This is a genomic window from Salinivibrio kushneri, from assembly GCF_005280275.1.
GTDB classification, from domain to species: Bacteria; Pseudomonadota; Gammaproteobacteria; order Enterobacterales; family Vibrionaceae; genus Salinivibrio; species Salinivibrio kushneri.
This window is the reverse complement of sequence record NZ_CP040021.1, coordinates 747,654-764,475: the sequence shown is the minus strand read 5'-3', so window position 1 is coordinate 764,475 and position 16,822 is coordinate 747,654. Positions and strand designations below refer to the sequence as shown.

Annotated in this window: 15 protein-coding genes; 8 read left to right on the top strand and 7 right to left on the bottom strand. The window is 51.2% G+C overall.

The features are described from left to right. Positions 1–2: 2 nt before the first annotated feature. From mrdA to lipA, 7 genes are all read left to right on the top strand, one after another. Positions 3–1,883: a penicillin-binding protein 2 gene (gene mrdA / locus FCN78_RS03690; protein WP_077485462.1), complete on the top strand. Its 1,881-nt coding sequence runs from the start codon at positions 3–5 to the stop codon at positions 1,881–1,883. After that, entirely contained in the window at positions 1,880–2,998 is a 1,119-nt protein-coding gene (rodA, locus tag FCN78_RS03685; protein ID WP_069361126.1) for a rod shape-determining protein RodA, read from the top strand. Before mrdA ends, rodA begins: the two co-directional genes overlap by 4 nt. 2 nt (positions 2,999–3,000) lie before the next feature. After that, complete coding sequence (locus tag FCN78_RS03680; protein ID WP_069361127.1) at positions 3,001–3,822, top strand: septal ring lytic transglycosylase RlpA family protein; 822 nt, start codon at positions 3,001–3,003, stop codon at positions 3,820–3,822. Between the two features lie 112 nt (positions 3,823–3,934). Then, positions 3,935–5,086, top strand: coding sequence for a serine hydrolase (locus FCN78_RS03675; RefSeq protein WP_408642305.1), 1,152 nt, complete (start codon positions 3,935–3,937; stop codon positions 5,084–5,086). Between the two features lie 129 nt (positions 5,087–5,215). Further along, a complete protein-coding gene (gene ybeD / locus FCN78_RS03670) occupies positions 5,216–5,485 on the top strand; it encodes a DUF493 family protein YbeD (protein WP_069361128.1) in 270 nt (89 codons plus the stop codon). A gap of 78 nt (positions 5,486–5,563) precedes the next feature. Next, entirely contained in the window at positions 5,564–6,220 is a 657-nt protein-coding gene (gene lipB, locus FCN78_RS03665) for a lipoyl(octanoyl) transferase LipB (RefSeq protein ID WP_069361129.1), read from the top strand. Then, complete coding sequence (lipA, locus tag FCN78_RS03660; protein WP_069361130.1) at positions 6,217–7,182, top strand: lipoyl synthase; 966 nt, start codon at positions 6,217–6,219, stop codon at positions 7,180–7,182. Before lipB ends, lipA begins: the two co-directional genes overlap by 4 nt. 73 nt (positions 7,183–7,255) lie before the next feature. On the opposite strand, the gene FCN78_RS03655 is transcribed toward lipA, so the two are convergent. From FCN78_RS03655 to FCN78_RS03630, 6 genes are all read right to left on the bottom strand, one after another. After that, a complete protein-coding gene (locus FCN78_RS03655) occupies positions 7,256–8,509 on the bottom strand; it encodes a glutamate-5-semialdehyde dehydrogenase (protein ID WP_077658794.1) in 1,254 nt (417 codons plus the stop codon). A 22-nt stretch (positions 8,510–8,531) separates the two neighbouring features. After that, positions 8,532–9,686 (bottom strand): glutamate 5-kinase, encoded by a 1,155-nt coding sequence (gene proB / locus FCN78_RS03650; RefSeq protein ID WP_069361132.1) that lies wholly within the window; start codon positions 9,684–9,686, stop codon positions 8,532–8,534. Positions 9,687–9,771: 85 nt separating this feature from the next. Next, the gene (crl, locus tag FCN78_RS03645; protein WP_069361133.1) at positions 9,772–10,173 is read right to left on the bottom strand and encodes a sigma factor-binding protein Crl; all 402 of its coding nucleotides are present in this window, start codon (positions 10,171–10,173) and stop codon (positions 9,772–9,774) included. 130 nt (positions 10,174–10,303) lie between these two features. Next, complete coding sequence (gene frsA / locus FCN78_RS03640) at positions 10,304–11,557, bottom strand: esterase FrsA (RefSeq protein ID WP_077658793.1); 1,254 nt, start codon at positions 11,555–11,557, stop codon at positions 10,304–10,306. 162 nt (positions 11,558–11,719) lie between these two features. Further along, positions 11,720–12,175 (bottom strand): xanthine phosphoribosyltransferase, encoded by a 456-nt coding sequence (gene gpt, locus FCN78_RS03635; protein ID WP_069361135.1) that lies wholly within the window; start codon positions 12,173–12,175, stop codon positions 11,720–11,722. 57 nt (positions 12,176–12,232) lie between these two features. Next, a complete protein-coding gene (locus FCN78_RS03630) occupies positions 12,233–13,525 on the bottom strand; it encodes an NCS2 family permease (RefSeq protein ID WP_077456966.1) in 1,293 nt (430 codons plus the stop codon). A gap of 711 nt (positions 13,526–14,236) precedes the next feature. Here FCN78_RS03630 and FCN78_RS03625 point away from each other — a divergent pair. Further along, the gene (locus tag FCN78_RS03625; protein ID WP_077658792.1) at positions 14,237–15,712 is read left to right on the top strand and encodes an aminoacyl-histidine dipeptidase; all 1,476 of its coding nucleotides are present in this window, start codon (positions 14,237–14,239) and stop codon (positions 15,710–15,712) included. On the opposite strand, the gene dinB is transcribed toward FCN78_RS03625, so the two are convergent. Then, entirely contained in the window at positions 15,709–16,785 is a 1,077-nt protein-coding gene (gene dinB / locus FCN78_RS03620) for a DNA polymerase IV (RefSeq protein WP_077658791.1), read from the bottom strand. The genes FCN78_RS03625 and dinB overlap by 4 nt on opposite strands. Positions 16,786–16,822 lie beyond the last annotated feature (37 nt).

The window sequence follows — 16,822 nt, the reverse complement described above, 5'->3', positions numbered from 1 at the left end:
AGATGAAGCGCCAACGAGTTGAAATACGAGACCACAGCGCCGAGGCGGCCTTGTTTGTGCGTCGCGCTATCGTCTGCTTTGTCGGTATTATGGCGTTGGTCGGGGTGCTGCTGACTAACCTTTATCATATTCAGGTGACCGAGCACCAAGACTACCAAACCCGCTCGAACGATAACCGTATCAAGGTCGTTCCCGTCGCCCCTAACCGTGGCCTTATTTATGATCGCAATGGAAAATTACTAGCGGAAAATCGTCCCGTTTATCACCTAGAAGTGACCCCTGAGCAAGTCGATGATATGCCGGCAACCCTCGCCCAGCTAAAAGACTTACTCTCATTGACCGACAAAGACATTGCCCGCTTTCAAAAAGAGCGTCGTCGCTCGCGACGGTTTAATGCCGTCGCATTGAAAACTCAGCTCACCGATAAAGAAGTTGCCATTTTTTCCGCGCACCAGCATCAGTTTTCTGGGGTGGAAATAAAAGCCTACTTAAAACGCCATTACCCTTACGGCGATGCACTGACCCATGTGCTCGGCTATGTCGCCAAAATCAATGATCGCGATATTGCCAAGCTAAGACAAAAAGGGGTGCTGAACAACTACAAAGCAACCCGAGACATCGGCAAGCTGGGGATCGAGAAATACTACGAGTCAACGCTGCATGGTAAAGCCGGCTACCAAGAAGTTGAGGTGAACAGCCGTGGCCGCGTGATACGCACGCTCAAATATGTGCCCCCGCAACCAGGCAAAGACCTTATCCTCAACCTCGATATTGATCTGCAGCTCTATGTGCGTGGGATCCTTGGTGACCGACGAGGCGCGGTGGTGGTGGTTGATCCTGACACCTCAGGCGTACTGGCGATGGTCTCTACCCCAAGCTATGACCCCAACTTATTTGTCCATGGCATCTCTGGCAAGCAATACCGGCAGCTGCTCAATGATAAAGATCGTCCCTTGGTCAATCGCGCCACTCTCGGTATTTATCCCCCCGCCTCGACGGTGAAGCCTTTCATTGCCGTTGCCGCGCTCGAAGAAGGCGTGGTCACCACCAAGACCACGCGTAACGACCCGGGTTATTGGCGGATCCCCAACTCGGATACGCGCCCCTTCCGCGATTGGCTCCCTTGGGGGCACGGACGGGTCAACATCGTGCAATCGATCGAGGAGTCGGTCGATACCTTCTTCTATCAAATCGCTTATGACATGGGGATCGATAAACTCTCTATGTGGATGGAAAAATTTGGCTTTGGCCAATACACGGGCATCGACATTCAAGAAGAAAGTAGCGCTAATATGCCTAACCGCGAATGGAAAATGAGTCGCTACCGCCAACCCTGGTATAAAGGTGACACGATTCCCGTCGGGATTGGGCAAGGTTATTGGACCGCCACCCCGATGCAAATCGTCAAAGCCTTGACCGTGCTACTCAACCGTGGCGACGTCAAAGCACCCAAACTATTAAACAAAACGCGCGATGAACATGGCACCCACAAACCCGACGCCGAGCCATTTCCACCGATTAAAGGAGTCGACGATAAATATTGGGATGTCGGCCTTAAAGGTATGCAACTGGTTAACCACGGTCGCAAAGGAACCGCGCGCCGTTCATTCCGTTCTGCAGAGTATTTGTCTGGCGGAAAATCAGGGACCGCTCAGGTATTTGGGCTGGGTGAAGACGAAGAATACAACGCGGATGAAATTGCTGAACATCTACGTGATCACGCACTTTTCATGGGCTTTGCGCCCTTTGAAAACCCAGAAGTCGCTGTCTCTATGGTACTGGAAAACGCAGGCGGTGGCTCGAGCAACGGCGGCCCTATTGCCCGTCGCATCTTCGACCATATTTTGTTAGAAGACAAAGAGACAAACGAGGCCAAACAATGAGTTCACTTGCCCAAGTTAGCGCGAAACGCTCTTTGTTCGATCGCTTACACCTCGACCTGCCGATGCTGGTTGGCATTTTGTTACTGATGGGCTTCGGCCTTGTGGTGATGTATAGCGCCAGTGGTCAAAGTATGGTGATGATGGAACGTCAGGCGATCCGCATGCTGTTGGCGCTCGCGGTCATGTTTGCCCTCGCCCAAGTACCACCTCGCCACTATGAGTTCTGGGCGCCCTATTTGTATGCCGTGGGCGTGGTCTTACTAGCAGCCGTTCTATTGGTTGGCGAAACCGCAAAGGGTGCTCAGCGCTGGCTCGATCTCGGGGTGGTGACCTTCCAGCCATCAGAAATCATAAAACTTGCGGTACCGCTCATGCTGGCCCGCTATATTGGCAAAGATCCGCTTCCTCCCAAATTCACCCACTTACTCATCGCTCTGGTGTTACTGTTTGTCCCCACCATTATGATTGCTAAGCAACCCGATTTAGGCACATCCATACTGATTGCCGCCTCTGGAGTGTTTGTACTGTTTTTGGCCGGGATCAGTTGGAAAATTATTATTGCTGCCGTCGTCGCGCTCGCCAGTTTTGTCCCTGTACTCTGGTTTTTCCTAATGCATGATTATCAGCGTACCCGCGTGCTGACCTTGTTTAACCCAGAATCCGATCCCTTGGGCGCAGGCTATCACATCATTCAATCTAAAATTGCCATTGGCTCTGGTGGCTTAAGCGGCAAAGGCTGGCTGCAAGGGACACAGTCCCAATTGGAGTTTCTCCCTGAGCGACACACAGACTTTATTTTCGCCGTTATCGCTGAAGAATGGGGGTTGATCGGTGTCTGTGTACTGCTGGCCCTGTACCTCTTTTTGATTGGCCGCGGGCTAATGCTCGCCAGCCGTGCCCAAACGGCGTTTGGCCGGATGATGGCTGGCAGCATCGTGTTAAGCTTTTTTGTTTATGTATTTGTCAATATTGGCATGGTCAGCGGCATTCTTCCTGTGGTTGGGGTACCCTTACCACTTATCAGTTATGGCGGTACCTCGATGGTCACACTGATGGCCGGTTTTGGCATTCTGATGTCTATTCACACTCATCGTAAAATGTTATCCAGGGCATAAACATGCGAGCTATTATCGTTTCTAGCGCTATCGTCTTATTAAGTGCATGCAGCAGCCAGCAAGGCCGCTACGACATGCACAGTGATAAAGCACCCGAGACGGTGCCACCAGTTATTCACGCAGAAAACGCGCAACCCAGATATGAGCCCTACAGCCTCGCGGGTAACAAAGATTACACGTTAAAGGGTCAGCGCTATCAAATTTTACGCGATCCAAAAGGCTACCAAGAGGCGGGCATTGCTTCATGGTACGGGGAAAAATTTCATGGCCATCGCACCTCTAATGGCGAAGTGTACGATATGTACTCTATGTCAGCCGCGCACAAAACTCTTCCCCTGCCCAGTTACGTGGAAGTGACCAACCAAAATAATGGTAAAAAGGCCATTGTGCGCGTCAATGATCGCGGCCCCTTTCACAATCAACGCTTGATAGACCTAAGCTACGCTGCCGCCAAAAAGCTAGATGTATTAAAAACAGGCACAGCGCCCGTATCACTGCGTCTACTCTCGCCGAGTAAGCCTGCGGATGACGAGTGGCACTCCGCGCGCCATCATGCTTATTATGTACAACTCGCCGCGCTATCTGATGGCCTAAAAGCCAATCAAAAAGCGGAACAATTGGCGAAGGCCCATGGTCTACCGACACATATCGCCCGCCGTGATACCGTGTATCGTGTTCGCTTTGGACCTTTTTACGATAGAGACCAAGCACAGCAAGCGATGCGCACGGCAAAGCAGCATCAGTTGCCAGGGGCATTTATCGTTACCGAAGCACTTGTGAATGGTGACACATCTGTCACAGGTGCTAAAACAAACAATCAATAAGTTAAAGAAATCGAGCCTGTCCCTCTATCCGCAATTTGGTATAGTGAGAGCACAGTATCGACATCGATAACCGACATAAGTACTAACAATGATGAATAAAACCGTTTTCCGCATGCGTACACTGCTTTCTGCAGCCCTGTTCGCCTCTGCGACTGCTCAAGCCGCGCCTGCTGTTGTGCCTGATGCGCCGCAAATTGCCGCCAAAGGCTACGTATTGATGGATTATCATTCCGGCGAGGTGCTGGCGGAAAATAACGCCTATCAACGCCTTAATCCTGCGAGTTTGACCAAAATGATGACCAGTTACGTGATTGGTCAGGAAGTTGAGCGTGGCAATATCTCGATGGATGATGACGTTGTCATTAGTGAGAATGCGTGGGCCAAAAACTTCCCCGGCTCTTCGAAGATGTTTATCGAAGTCGGCACCACGGTCAAAGCGGCAGATCTCAATCGTGGCATTATTATCCAGTCAGGCAACGATGCCTGTGTGGCGATGGCTGAACATGTTGCCGGCTCAGAAGACGCCTTTGTCGATCTGATGAACCGCTGGGGCGAAACCCTGGGCATGGACAGCTCTCACTTTTCTAATGTCCACGGTTTAGATGCCAAAGATCTTTACACCACGCCGTACGATATGGCGCTACTCGGCCAAGCCCTTATTCGTGATGTACCGGCGGAATACCGTATTTATAAAGAGAAAGCCTTCACCTATAACGGCATCACGCAATACAACCGTAATGGTTTGCTGTGGGACAAGAGCCTCAACGTCGATGGTATTAAAACCGGCCACACTGACGGTGCCGGCTATAACCTTGTCACCTCTGCCACCGAGGGCGACATGCGTCTTATCTCGGTGGTCATGGGCACCAAGAGCGCCAATGCCCGCAAAGCAGAGAGCAAGAAACTACTCAACTATGGTTTCCGCTTCTTTGAAACCGTCGCGCCTCACAAAGCCAACGAAACCTTTGTGACTGAGAAGGTCTGGATGGGTGATACAGACGAAGTCGCGCTGGGCGTGACAGAAGACACCTTTGTCACGCTTCCCCGTGGCAAGGCGCAAGATCTGAAAGCCAGTTTTGTCCTCGACAACACCTTGGAAGCCCCGATCAGTAAAGGTGATGTCGTGGGTAAACTCTTCTATCAAGTGGATGATGAGGATGTGGCGGAATACCCACTTGTCGCTCTAAACGATGTTGAAAAGGGTGGGCTTTTTAGTCGCTTAATAGATTACATCGTGATGATGTTTAAAAACCTCGTCGGTTAATCCCTCTCTGTGCCGCCCACCAACTTGGTGGGCGGCTTGTTTTCTCGCGCTTGGCAGATTAGTATTTCGCGTTAATCGTGATCAATCGCACAAACGCGTGCCTCTATCAGCCTGCAGTTGGGAGTTAACATGCAAGAGCAACCGAAATTAAAAGATCTGTTGGAGTTTCCTTGCCAATTCACCTACAAGGTGGTGGGCCAGGCAAAACCTGAGCTACCCGATCATGTGCTGACCGTGATCCAGCGTCATGCGCCTGGCGACTACAGCCCAGCCGTCAAACCGAGTGCCAAGGGCAACTATCATTCGGTCTCTATTACTATTAAGGCAACATCTATTGAGCAAGTAGAAACCTTATATAAAGAGCTGGGTGAGATTGAAATTGTCCGCATGGTTCTCTAATTCGAATACCCACACGACTGGCGGCTTTAAATCACGCTGCCAGCCTCTATAATATCGCCACTGACAACAACACGGGAAATGGGTTTGCAGCACCAACTCGTTGTAAGGCACCTTGGCCGTCAACCGTACCTACGCGTCTGGGAGCAGATGCGAGACTTTACCGATCGTCGCGACGAAGACACGCGTGATGAAGTCTGGCTGGTTGAGCATGATCCGGTTTTTACCCAAGGACAAGCGGGAAAAACGGAACATGTATTGGTCCCTGGCGACATCCCAGTCGTACAATCAGATCGTGGCGGACAGGTGACCTATCATGGGCCAGGCCAGCTCGTCGCCTATTTCCTGATAAACCTCAAACGTAAAAAAGTCGGTGTGCGGGCGCTCGTTAGCCATATTGAAGATCTTGTGGTGAGCACATTAGCACACTTCCACGTTGACGCTTACGCTCGCCCAGATGCGCCCGGTGTTTACGTTAACGATGCAAAAATATGTTCTCTTGGGCTCCGTATCCGTCGCGGGTGCTCATTCCATGGACTGGCACTCAACATCAATATGGACTTATCACCGTTTCAGCGTATTAATCCATGTGGTTACGCTGGTATGGCCATGACGCAACTGAGCGATCAGGTTGGCAAAGTCACGCTCGAGGACGTTCAACCTGTGCTGGTAGACACTTTAACTCAACAGCTGATGTATTCTGAGGTTGAGTTTACAACGGAAAGCAGCGATTTATGAGCAAACCGATTCAGATGGAACGCGGTGTTAAGTACCGCGACGCCGACAAAATGGCGCTTATCCCGGTCAAAAATATGCCGACCGAGCAAAAAGAAGTGCTGCGTAAGCCTGATTGGATGAAGATCAAGCTCCCGGCTGAAACCGCACGCATTAAAGAAATCAAAGACGCGATGCGCAAAAACAACCTTCACTCTGTGTGTGAAGAAGCGTCGTGTCCGAACCTTGCCGAGTGCTTCAGCCACGGCACGGCGACCTTTATGATTCTCGGGGCCATTTGTACCCGTCGCTGTCCTTTTTGTGATGTCGCCCATGGTCGTCCTGTCGCCCCTGATAGCGAAGAACCCAAACACCTAGCGCAAACGATCAAAGACATGAAACTGCGCTATGTGGTGATCACCTCAGTTGACCGTGATGATTTGCGTGACGGTGGTGCCCAGCATTTTGTCGATTGCACCCGTGAAATCCGCGCGCTCAACCCAGAGATCCAAATTGAGACATTGGTGCCTGACTTCCGTGGCCGTATGGATCGCGCACTCGATATCTTGCAAAACAATCCACCCGATGTGTTCAACCACAACCTGGAAACTGCGCCGCGGTTGTACCGCAAAGCCCGCCCTGGTGCCAATTATCAGTGGTCACTGGATCTGCTGAAAAAGTTTAAAGAGATGCACCCTGAGGTACCCACCAAGTCAGGCTTGATGATGGGCTTGGGTGAAACCAAAGAAGAGATCATCGAGGTTCTCAAGGACTTGCGTGCGCACGGCGTGACTATGCTTACGCTTGGCCAGTACTTGGCACCGAGCCGCCACCACTTACCGGTTGAGCGTTATGTGCCACCTGAAGAGTTTGACGAGCTGAAAGAGATTGCCCTCGATTTGGGCTTTACGCATGCCGCATGCGGCCCGTTTGTTCGCTCTTCCTACCATGCCGATCTACAGGCGAAAGGCGTGGAAATTAAATAAACGCCCAAGCTGTTGAGACAAAAAAAACCGCTAGCCAGACTAGCGGTTTTTTATTATCGATGATCTTGGGTACTCAGTGACGTGATAAATAGTCCGCACGCCCCACCCATTTATAGGTAGTCAGCTCCTCAAGCCCCATCGGGCCACGTGCGTGCAGCTTTTGCGTCGAAACCGCCACTTCTGCCCCCAGCCCAAACTGCGCACCATCGGTGAAGCGCGTTGAAGCGTTGACATACACTGCCGCCGAGCCAGCACCATTAATAAAGGTTTCAGCTGCCTGTAAGTCGTTGGTCAAAATGGCATCGGAATGGCTGGCATTGTGCGCGCGCATATGCGCGAGCGCTTCATCCACACTATCAACCACCACCACACCAAGCGTTGGCCCCAACCACTCGCTATCAAAGTCCCCTGTCTGCGCCTCACGCAGTTGCTCGACGCCATCAAGATAAGGCAATGCGCTTGAACCAGCAACAATGTGCAAACCGTGCTGATTAAAGAGAGGGGTCAAACGAGCAAATAGTTGTGCTGCGACGTCTTTGTGCACCAGTAAGGTGTCTAAGGCATTACAGGCTGAGGGGCGATCTGTCTTGGCATTGAGGATCACCTCGGGGGCCCTATCAAGATCGGCACAGTGATCCACATACAAGTGGCTAATGCCAAACCCCCCGATAATCACAGGGATGGTGCTGTTTTGTTTACACATTTTATGTAGTCCAGCCCCACCACGTGGAATGATCATGTCGACATATTCATCAAGGGTCAGTAACTCAGAGACCAGCGCACGATCCGGTTTTTCAATATATTGCACCGAGGCATGTGGCAGACCGGCTTTCTCTAACCCTGCTTGAATAACCTTTACCAATACCTGGTTAGTCGCAAAGGTTTCTTTCCCGCCTCGTAAAATGGCGGCATTGCCCGTTTTTAAGCACAACGCCGCGATATCAATCGTGACATTGGGGCGCGCTTCGTAAATCACTCCAATCACCCCTAGCGGTTCACGGCGCTTTGACAAGGACATACCGTTTTCCAGCAGCTTATGATCAAGCATCTGTCCGACGGGATCAGCCAGCGCAATCACTTGCCTCACATCGCTGGCCATATTGGTTAAACGTTCTGAGGTCAGGGTTAGGCGGTCCAACATCGCAGGATCCATGTCTGCCTCACGGGCGGCGGCGAGATCGCTTTGGTTGGCGGCTAAGATCGCCGTTTGCTGCGCATCAAGCTCATCGGCAATAATGGCGAGTGCTTGGTTTTTGATGGCCGTGGATGTCACAGCCAGTTGGTGTGCAGCCTCTTTGGCCGCTTTACCCATGTTTTGTAAGCTCATTGTGTCCCCGTCTTGCTCTTTTTTAATTGTCTACTACCACAAGGTCATCACGGTGCATCGCGACAGGCCCGTATTCATAACCAAGAATATCCGTGATTTGCTGGCTATGCGCGCCAGCAATACGGCGCAAATCACTGGCGGTATAGCGGCAAATACCACGCGCAACGCATTTTCCCTCCACTGAGAGAATACGCACTACCTCGCCGCGTGAGAACGCCCCTTTCACCGCAACGATGCCTTTGCTCAACAAGCTGCTACCTTTTTGCGTCACCGCGGTAATCGCACCTGCATCGACGACGATATCACCCGCTGGTGGGGGCCCGGCAAGGATCCAGCGTTTACGACTCTCTAGCGGGCTTTCTAGAGGCAAAAAGCGTGTGCCAGCGTTATCCCCAACGATGACTTTTTGAATCACTTCAGGCTTACTCCCCGCGGCAATGGTCACTTCAACACCCGCTCGACGGCCAATATCAGCCGCTTGAAGCTTGGTCGCCATCCCGCCGGTGCCAAGGCCCCCTACGCTGCCACCTGCTAATTTGCGTAAGGTTTCATCAATGGTATGGACTTCACGAATCAGCTCGGCATCGGGGTTGGAACGCGGATCGGCCGTAAACAAGCCGGGTTGGTCTGTTAACAGCAGGAGTTTGTCGGCATCCGCGAGAATCGCGACCAATGCGGATAAGTTGTCGTTATCACCGACTTTGATTTCAGAAGTGGCGACCGCATCGTTCTCATTCACAATCGGAATGATGCCATTATCCAGCAAGGCCTGAAGCATATCACGGGCGTTGAGAAAACGTTCTCGGTGCTCTAGATCGGCCCGGGTAAGCAACATTTGACCGACTTGAAAGCCGTACAAAGCAAACAGGTGCTCCCAGGTTTGTATTAAACGGCATTGCCCCACCGCGGCCAGCATTTGCTTGTTAGCCACGGTGTCAGCGAGTACCGGATAGCCGAGGTGCTCTCTGCCTGCGGCAATCGCCGCGGATGACACAATGATCACCTGGTGACCTTGCTGGCGTAAACGCGCGCATTGGCGTACCAGCTCGACCATATGTGCTTGGTCTAAACGCGCAGAGCCGCCCGTTAACACACTGGTGCCGAGTTTTACCACCAACGTTTGGGGAGAGACGCTGGCCGCAAGGTCACCGTCTTGGAATACATCTTGAATTGTCATGGTTGCCTGATCCACAAAAGCATATGTCTCTCTTTTATCAATCCCTCGTGTATTTAACAAGGGGTGGGATCAGGCAAATGGCGGGTTACTCTGAGCAAGCCAGTTCGGGTTCAGTCAGAGCTTGGCTTGGTGAAAGGGCAAGGTTTAATTCATCTTCTAGCAAGGCGCACAACTTGTCATAAAAGTGAGTCAGGGTTTTATCCACTGCTGCTTGCGCTTCACGCGGAATCGACTTGGCGACCCAATCCCCTTTTTTATCATACAAACCAAAGCCATAGCGATATTCAAAGCCTTCAAAGTGCGGAGTGAGTTCTAACCACCAGCCCCAGAATTCGCGTGCATCGGGATCTTTTTTAGCATCTACACAGACAGATAGGCTATCGAAAAAGTAGCGCTCAGTGTCTGACTTTCCTTCGCGAAAGTAAGGGCCCAATGCAGTAAAACGTGTTTTTAATCGTCCATATGAAAGCGGTAATTGCTCGCTCATCGTGTCCTCCAATGGCACTTTGACGTCCTTGTTCATGGTATATCATGGGCTTAGCCATCAGGTGAACGACAATATCTCGCTTTCAGCGGTGGATCACATCTTCATTTTTATCCGTGCCCTCATCATTCGATTAAAGCACATCCTCAAACCACTTAACGGTTTCAGTCAAGGCGCGGTGATAGCCATCATGTAGCGGGGTATTCGGTAAGGTCATGGCTTTGCCACCGCGACTATATCTGGCGATCATTTGATTGTCTGACTCCGGACAAACAGGATCATCTTTAAGGCTAAGTGCAAGGATAGGCACCTCTGTGCACCGCCCGGTGAGTAGCCCTTGATTTTTTAATGACCACGCCTGTAAACGGGTTTTCAATGTGTCGATAGGAATGCGACGCCCTAAGCGTGACCCCAGGGTATCGAGGTACATAGGTGGCATTTTTTTCATTAGGGAAGCGTCTGTCAGCAACGCATGAACAATGCCACCCAGTGACGCACTGGCTTTCACACGATGCGGCTCGAGAAACGCCATTCTGACTGCCGGGTTAGCACCAAAGCGAATCCCCATGGTGCCCACACGGTGATGATCCACCCAGGGTACATCGACCAATTTATCCAACATCGCGGTGTGCAAACGGCTGGTATCTTCATTGAGATGCCAATGACAGCTATGCCCCACGGACGGCATATCCAGGGTTAATACCGCTATGTCGGCGGGGGCAAAGTAGTCAACGAACAGGCGCCACAAGTCAGTTTGTAAGCTATCTAAGCTGCCGCTTAAGATAACCACCGGCAAAGTGGCGTCGGTGCGGGGTAAATAGAGGTACCCTTTCAGTGACTTTCCATCGAGTCGCGTCTCCACCGTTTTTACTGTGAACGGCAATTGCGCAATCGCACTTTCAAATGCCTTAAATGCCAAGGTTTCCGACTGCAGCGCCAAGCTGTCCCCTTTCAAGTGAGGGTATGCGGCAATACCAAAATACGTGCAAGCTTGTAACCATTGCTCCCCCGCTTGTTTGGCTTTTCCCTCATCCATCAAGGCTTGGGCGGCTTTTTGATGCTGCATGCCAACCGCGGTCCATTCATAGTTCCAGTTTCCCGAGCGATAGCCTTCTACCGTATCAAGCAGTGAATCGACCGAACGTGAATTATCCGAGTGTGCGATGCGGGCAAAAATCGCTTCCATTTCCAATGGGTCGACCCCTTGCCATGTCCATTGACCACGGCGGCGCATTCGATACCAACTCGACTCACTGTCACCATCAAATGCCGAGTAATCTGACTGTTGGATTTGCTGGACGGCCCCGAACAGGGTCGATGTCTCGGTGGCATGCTTGTGTTTAGCAAACAGCTTGACCGATAGGTTTTGTGATTCGTTGTCCGACACACCCACTCCTAGGCTTTTTATGTAACGTGCTGTTAGTTTAAACCATACACATATCAAGGCCATGATTTTCCGCACTAATCAGCCACACCCGTCCAAACGCAGCCACAGAAACCAAAAACGCCGCGTGATCACGCGGCGTTTAAAGGTGCGAGCATGAATGACTTACTTGGCGATGGGATCAATATAACTGACCGCCATATCCCAAGGCTGTTCAATCCAAGTGTCTTGGGCAATGTCGACCACATAGTCATCAACCAAAGGCTTCCCAGCCGGCTTGGCACTGACGGTGACAAAACGGGCTTTCGGATATAACTGGCGGACCATTTCTGCGGTCCCACCGGTATCCACCAGATCATCGACCACGATAAAGCCTTCACCATCACCGGGCGCTTGCTTCACCACACGCATATCACGTTGATGATCATGGTCATAACTTGAGATACACACAGTATCGACATGACGAATACCCAGCTCACGCGCCAGTATGGCAGCAGGCACGAGGCCCCCGCGGCTGACGGCAATAATTCCCTTCCATTGCTCTGCGGGCAGCAACTTCTCCGCCAATTGACGGGTGTACATCTGCATATTGTCCCAAGTGATAATAAACTTATTGCTCATGGTGAAAACCTCGTGGCGACTCTCGCCTTGTTATAACATCAAATGCGGACAGCTGTTTTACACCAAGAAAACGAACTTGAGTAAGAACAACCCCGCCAAAATCCAAATACTGACAGGGACTTCTCGCCCTTTGCCCGCAAAGGTTTTTACGGCACAAAATGCAATAAAGCCAAGCCCGATACCGCTTGCAATCGAGTAAGTGAGCGGCATCAGCAAACAAACAACCACCACGGGTGCCGCTTCAGTGAGATCTCGCCAGTTGATGCCAACCAAGCCCGACATCATCAAAATCGCCACATAAAACAATGCGCCGGCGGTCGCATAAGCCGGCACCATACCAGCAAGCGGCGCAAAAAAGAGCGCGAGCAAAAACAAGATACCGACAACGACCGCCGTTAGGCCTGTGCGCCCGCCCGTGGCGACCCCGGAGACACTCTCAATATAAGAGGTCGTGTTTGACGTGCCTAAAAGCGCCCCGACGGAGGTCGCGGTACTGTCTGCCAGTAAAGCACGATTTAAGCGCGGTAGTTTACCATCTTTGTCGAGCAGTTCCGCGCGCTGTGCCACACCCACTAAGGTTCCTGCGGTATCAAAAAGGTCAACAAACAAAAATGCGAACACAATCGAGACCAGACCCACTTCCAATGCACCGGAAAAGTCTAACTGCATAAAGGTTGGTGCTAAGCTGGGTGGAGCTGACATCACGCCACCATAAGACACATCACCGGCCACCACACCAATCACGGTGACCGCTAAAATGGCGATCATCACCGCCCCTTTCAAGCCACGGTGCACAAGGCCAATGGTCAGGAAGAAACCCAATGCCGCCATTGCAGGTGCGAACGCAGTGACATCACCGAGCGCCACGAGGGTGGCGGGATGATCGACCACAATCCCCGCATTTTGTAAGGCGATGAGCGCTAAGAAAAGGCCAATACCGGCAGAAATCCCGGTTCTTAGTGACATGGGAATAGAGTTAATAATCCATTCTCGCACGCGCAATACACTCAGCAAGATAAAACATAGACCCGAGATAAACACCGCCGCTAGCGCAACCTGCCACGAGTGACCCATCTGCAATACCACCGTATAGGTGAAAAAGGCATTCAAGCCCATACCCGGCGCTTGCGCCACTGGGTAATTAGCCACAATCCCCATCACTAAACAACCGATCGCGGCGGCGAGACAGGTGGCGACAAAGACTGCGCCTTTGTCCATGCCTGTTTCGGCCAAAATCGATGGGTTGACGAATATGATGTACGCCATGGTTAAGAAGGTGGTAAACCCAGCAATCACTTCCGTGCGAAGATCCGTGCCATGGGCTTTGAGTTTAAATAAACGCTCTAACATCGGTTTTTGTCCCAAACTAAACGTGGTGTACCGCGAGATACAAAAGGAAAACGTTTGCGTGCTAAAATTTGGCGCAAATCTTACCGATCGGCGGCGGAAATTTCCAGGATAAAAAGCCCGAAATCACCGTAATTATCGCTGATTAGAACGAATAACTATCAAAACAGTCAGTATAGTTGGACAGTGGACGAGCAAGACAAAAAAAACGCCACACATAGTGCGGCGCCAGAATTAAAGCGTTTGCTTCTGGATCAGAAATGACTCTGTAAGAGCGGGGGAATCGTAAAACTTACTTGCTATACCCGAACGATGCCGGATATGTAAAACCTTGTGTATAGACTGACTGCTGGTTCCAGTAGTAGCTTGATACCATGCCTTCCATTTTTAACCTCTCTCAAGTTTAAACCAATGTTGTTCACATTTATCTCGGTTCCTTGGAGGCGAATACTCGGGTTCACTCCATGAACAACTGGCAAGCTTGGTTGCCAATGTCTAGATAATAACCCAATGGTAATTTATTTACAAGCATTAAGGTGACCATAGTCACAAAAAAATTCATATGTGTAATTTAATTACAATAAAAACGCCTAGTAAAGCCGGCATAAGCGGTTTCTATGGGTGACTGTTGTCAATATAGAGACAGTGATATCCTTGGGTTTGTTTTTCCATTCTAGTGAGGCCTGCTACGAAAAAGGCCATAGATAAAATAAAATGGAGTCTACCGTGTCTGAAATCAGCCAATTATCACCTCGCCCCGTTTGGGCATTCTTCGACCAGATCTGTGCTATTCCTCATCCTTCTTATCATGAGTCGCAACTTGCTCAATTTATTATCGACTGGGCCAAAGGACGCGGCCTAGACGTCCGTCAGGATCAAACGGGTAACCTATTGATTCGTAAGCCAGCAACACCCGGAATGGAAAATCGTAAAGGGGTTGTCCTCCAAGCCCACTTGGATATGGTGCCGCAGAAAAACGAGCACACTGTGCACGATTTCACGCGCGATCCTATTCGCCCTTATGTCGATGGTGACTGGGTGACCGCTGATGGCACGACATTAGGCGCAGATAATGGCATTGGCATGGCTTCATGCCTTGCGGTACTGGACGCTGATGACATCGAACATGGTCCGCTAGAGGTGCTACTCACCATCAATGAAGAAGCCGGGATGGATGGCGCGTTTGGCTTGGAAGCAGGATGGCTAAACGGGGACATCTTGCTCAACACGGATTCGGAGCAAGAAGGGGAAGTGTACATGGGCTGTGCCGGTGGCGTCGACGCCAGTATGCACTTTCCAATAGAGCGTCAGGCAGACGATGAAGGACTTGCACGTTTTACGGTGGGAATCAAAGGGCTAAAAGGCGGCCATTCGGGCGTCGATATTCATACGGGTCGCGCCAATGCCAATAAATTACTGGCCCGTTTGCTCAGTCACCACCTTGGTGAAACAGATACTCGCCTACTTGCATTACGCGGCGGCACCTTGCGCAATGCCATCCCACGAGAGGCGTTTGCCGATATCGCCGTCTCTGCCGATCAGCAGCAAGCACTGGCGGCCGCGATCGATGACTTTGCCATGTTGATGAAAGCGGAGCTCGGCCAGCTTGAACCGCAAATCACTGTCATTCTAGAGCCATGTGACAACCCCGTCGCGCCACTGACACGCGCCGTGCAGTCTCGCTTATTAGCGGCGTTAAATGCAGCACCAAACGGCGTCGTAAGAATGAGTGATGATATACCTGGCGTCGTGGAGACGTCACTGAACTTAGGGGTTATCAACACCGAAGAGGATCGTATCACTGTACTATTTCTGATCCGCTCGTTAATCGATTCGGGCAGAGAAATGATGCAAGGAATGCTACAGTCGTTGGCGAGTCTTGCCAATGTCACGGTCGAGTTCTCAGGGGCATACCCAGGCTGGAAGCCCGATCCTGACTCACAAATCATGCATATTTTCCGTGACACCTATGAAGGTATTTATCAGCGTAAGCCTGACATTATGGTGATTCATGCTGGCCTTGAATGTGGCTTGTTTAAGAAGCCGTATCCAACGATGGATATGATCTCCTTCGGCCCGACCATCAAGTTCCCACATTCACCCGATGAAAAAGTGCATATCGATAGTGTGGGCCATTACTGGCAGCAAATGCAGGCGATTTTAAAGGCGATCCCCGCTAAATCAGCCTAACCCAGTAAGCTAAGTTGGGGGGCATTATCGTCCCCCAATCCCACCGATAGCCCAATCAGTCGTATGTGTCGTCCCTCGCCACGATAAAACGCCTCATGCAGCAAGGTATCAAACAACGCGCGGTCAAGTGACTCGCATCGATGCGCCACCGTGGTGGTTTGAAAATCATTGAACTTGATTTTTATCCCCTGCCGACAAATTCGGCCACTAGCATCGGCTTTTTCCAAGCGTACTAACAATGCTTGGTACAGGTGCTCTATCCAGGGTAAGCAAGCCTCGAGCTGGTCAATATCCTCAGATAGGGTACGCTCCACCCCCACGGATTTGCGAACTCGCTCAACTTCAACCTCTCGTGGGTCAATACCGTGCGCACGCTGCCATAGCACGGCACCAAATTTCCCCATCCGCTGTATCAAGGCTGTTTGGTCGCAAGCCTGGATATCTGCGCAGGTGAAAAGATTCCATTCGTGCAATCTCGTCAGTGTGACTCGCCCCACACCAGGAATCGACTGCAAAGGGAGGTCACGGACAAAGTCATCGACCTGATCTGGCGCCACGACACAAATACCATCGGGTTTGTTTTTGTCTGACGCGACTTTAGCAACAAACTTCACCGGAGCCACGCCCGCGGAGGCAGTTAACGCTAATTCATGCCGAATGTCTCGCCGGATGGCTTCGGCTATTAAGGTCGCAGAATTTTGATAACATTGCGTTTCAGAGACATCGAGATAGGCTTCGTCAAGGGAAAGCGGTTCTATGGTATCAGTGTAGCGGTGAAAGATAGCATGAAGCTGCTGAGACACTCGGCGGTATTTACCCATGTCGCCGCGCATGACGGTTAGCCCAGGGCATAGTTTGAGGGCTTGGGCCGTCGCCATCGCCGAGCGGATCCCAAATCGGCGCGCCGGATAATTACAAGTGGCGATGACACCTCGTCCATTCGCAGACCCACCAATCGCTAAGGGAATGGTTTGCAACGCAGGATTATCGCGCATTTCGACGGCCGCATAAAAACAGTCCATATCGATATGGATGATTTTCTTGCTCGCACGGCCGGTTATTGAGCTGGTCATTATGCTGCGTCGCTAAAAAGCCCATCGGTGGCGATCA